The organism is Pseudorhodobacter sp. (genome assembly GCF_030452865.1).
Classification (GTDB): domain Bacteria; phylum Pseudomonadota; class Alphaproteobacteria; order Rhodobacterales; family Rhodobacteraceae; genus Pseudorhodobacter.
Genome location: NZ_JAKDLJ010000394.1, coordinates 1 through 3,258, shown reverse-complemented (window position 1 = coordinate 3,258; position 3,258 = coordinate 1). Strand labels below are relative to the sequence as shown.

Annotated in this window: 2 protein-coding genes; both read right to left on the bottom strand. The window is 58.5% G+C overall.

Features of this window, described 5'->3' with window-relative positions:
• On the bottom strand, positions 1 to 1,248 hold a 1,248-nt coding region (gene glgC, locus L0H65_RS16945), incomplete at its 3' end, for a glucose-1-phosphate adenylyltransferase (RefSeq protein ID WP_301460404.1).
• A 46-nt stretch (positions 1,249 to 1,294) separates the two neighbouring features.
• On the bottom strand, positions 1,295 to 3,258 hold a 1,964-nt coding region (gene glgB, locus L0H65_RS16940; RefSeq protein ID WP_301460403.1), incomplete at its 5' end, for a 1,4-alpha-glucan branching protein GlgB.

Sequence of the window (3,258 nt, the reverse complement as noted above, 5' to 3'; positions counted from 1 at the left end):
ATCCAACATATCCTGCGTGATCAACACCACGCCCGACCCAGTTCGGCGAAACCACTTCGCATCCGCCGCTGCATCCTGCCCGACCACCAGTTTTTCCGGAATGACCACCCCGCGATCAATCACGCAGTTCTTCAGCTCTGCCCCCCGGTTCACCACGACATCCGGCAAGGCCACGACATATTCAAGGCTGGAAAAACTATGCGTCCGACAGCCGGTAAAGAGCAGACTGTTCGACACCGATGACCCTGACACAATACAATCGCCCGCGATCAGACTGGAGACCGCCGACCCGCGCCGCCCGTCCTCATCATGGATGAATTTCGCTGGCGGCTTGATCTCGGCATAGGTCCAGATCGGCCAGGCATTGTCATAGATATCCAGCTTCGGCACGAAATCCGTAAGGTCGATATTGGCCTGCCAGAACGCGTCAATCGTGCCGACATCGCGCCAGTATGGCTCCGTCTCCAACCCACTTTTCACGCAGCTTTCGGAAAAGAGATGCGCAACCGCTTTGCCGTGCTGCACTATATGCGGGATCAGATCGTGGCCGAAATCATGGCTTGAATTGCTGTCCTCGGAGTCACGGATCAACAGGTCACGCAGGAAGTCCCAGTTGAAAACATAAATCCCCATCGAGGCCAGTGCATTGCCCTCATCCCCCGGAATCCCCGGTGGATCGTCTGGCTTTTCCAGAAACGCGGTGATCCGTTTGTCGGCGTCAATATGCATGACGCCAAAGGCCACCGCCTCCATCCTCGGCACGGTCAGACAGCCGATGGTCACATCCGCGCCGGTTTCCACATGCTGTTGCAGCATGACCTCATAATCCATCTTGTAGATATGGTCCCCGGCGAGGATGACCACATACTTTACGCCATAGCTGTCAACGATATCAATATTTTGCGTAACCGCATCCGCCGTTCCCAGATACCACTTATTCTCGGCCACCCGTTGGCTGGCGGGAAGGATATCAAGATATTCATTCCGCTCCGCGCGGAAAAAACCCCAGCCGCGCTGCATGTGGCGGATCAGGCTGTGCGCTTTATACTGCGTCGCAATCGCCATCTTGCGGATGCCGGAGTTGAGCGCGTTCGACAGTGCAAAGTCGATAATCCGGGTCTTGCCGCCGAAATAAACCGCCGGTTTGGCGCGCTTGTCGGTCAGTTCCTTCAACCGACTGCCGCGGCCGCCAGCCAGAACAAAAGCCATCGCCTGCGATGACAGCCGCATATTTGATCGTGGTTGCATGGGTTCTCCCCTCCCCTGAAATATCATCGCACGGGCTGAACCCGCATTAGCCAATCGTCCCTTGAAAAAACACTGTTGCGAGCGGCGGCAATGTTACAAGCGCCGATTGCGGTTGATTATGGCCAGGCATCGGCTCACTCATCACCCCGCCGAGATTACCGCGATTGCCGCCGCCGTAAATCGCGGCGTCCGTGTTCAAAACCTCATCCCAACGTCCCGGATTCGGCAAGCCAAGCCGGAATTTCCGCTCCACCGGGGTGAAGTTGCAGGCGACAATCACTGGCGCATCACCTGCACCTCCGCGCCGGATGAAAGCATAGGTGGACCCGTCGGCATCATCCGAGGAAATCCACTCAAACCCGGCAGCGCGACAATCATTGACATGCAGCGCCGGGGTTTGTCGGTACAACCGGTTCAGGTCACGGATCAGGTTTTGCACACCGCGATGCGCCGGGTCGTCCAACTCATGCCAATCGAGACTGCGGCCATGTGCCCATTCGCCCGCCTGCCCCCATTCGCACCCCATGAACAACAGCTTCTTGCCGGGATGCCCCCACATGAAACCATAATAGGCCCGCAGATTGGCGAATTTCTGCGCACGATCCCCCGGCATTTTCCCCAGCATGGAGCCTTTGCCATGCACCACTTCATCATGGCTTATCGGCAGGATGAAGTTTTCCGACCAGGCGTAGTGGAGGCCAAATGTCATCTGGTGGTGGTGGTGTTTGCGGTGGACAGGATCGCGCTGCATATAGGACAGCGTGTCATTCATCCAACCCATGTTCCACTTGAAGCCAAAGCCGAGCCCGCCATGATCGACGGCGCGCGACACGCCCGGAAATGCGGTGCTTTCCTCGGCCACCGTCACAATGCCGGGATGCTCGCCGTAAGCCGCGATATTCATGTTTTGCAGCAGCGCAATCGCCTCATAATTCTCCCGGCCGCCGTCGCGGTTCGGCACCCAGTCGGTGCGGCTGTAATCACGGTAGAGCATGGAGGCGACGGCATCGACGCGAAGCCCGTCTAGATGGTATTCCTCCAGCCAATACAAAGCATTGGCGACAAGGTAATTTGCAACCTCGACCCGGCCATAGTTGAAAATCAGGGTGTTCCAATCCTGATGGAACCCCTCACGCGGGTCGGCATGTTCGTAAAGCGGGGTTCCGTCAAACCGCCCCAAACCATGCGCATCGGTCGGGAAATGCCCCGGCACCCAGTCCAGCAAAACGCCGATGTTCGCCCGATGCGCGGCATCAATGAAGGCCCGGAATTCCGGCGGCGTACCGTGGCGGATCGTCGGCGCATAAAGCCCGACCGGCTGATAGCCCCATGAACCATCGAAAGGATATTCTGAAATCGGCATCAATTCGATATGCGTAAATCCCATTTCGGTCACATAGGCCACAAGCTGATCGGCAAGTTCCGCGTAAGACAACATCCGGTCCCCCGGCGCGCGTCGCCAAGAGGCCAGATGCACCTCATAAACCGAAATCGGCGCATCGACATTCTGGGCCGCCAACCGGCTTTGCATCCAAATTTCATCATGCCATTCCGCCCCGCGCAGATCACGCACGATGGAGGCATTGGCGGGCGGATGCTCCGACCCAAAGCCGACGGGATCGGATTTCAGCGGCAACAGCGCGCCATCCGGGCCGCGCAACTCAAACTTGTAGCGCGCGCCCTCGGCCAGTCCCGGAATGAAAATCTCCCAAACGCCAGTCCTGCCCCTGCCGCGCATCGGGGCGCTACCGCCATCCCAATTGTTGAAATCCCCGACCACCGAAACCCGCTGTGCATTGGGCGCCCAGACGGCGAAATGCACGCCGTCCACGCCTTCGTGCTGCATCAGATGCGCGCCGAGTGCGTGCCAAAGCTGCCGATGGGTGCCTTCGCCCAGCAGATATTCGTCAACCTCGCCAAGCACCGGCCCAAAGCGGAGCGGATCGTTGTCGGGCAGCGTTTTGGGCGGGGGCTTGGTCACGGATTCCCTTTCACAGCGCCGGTTCAATC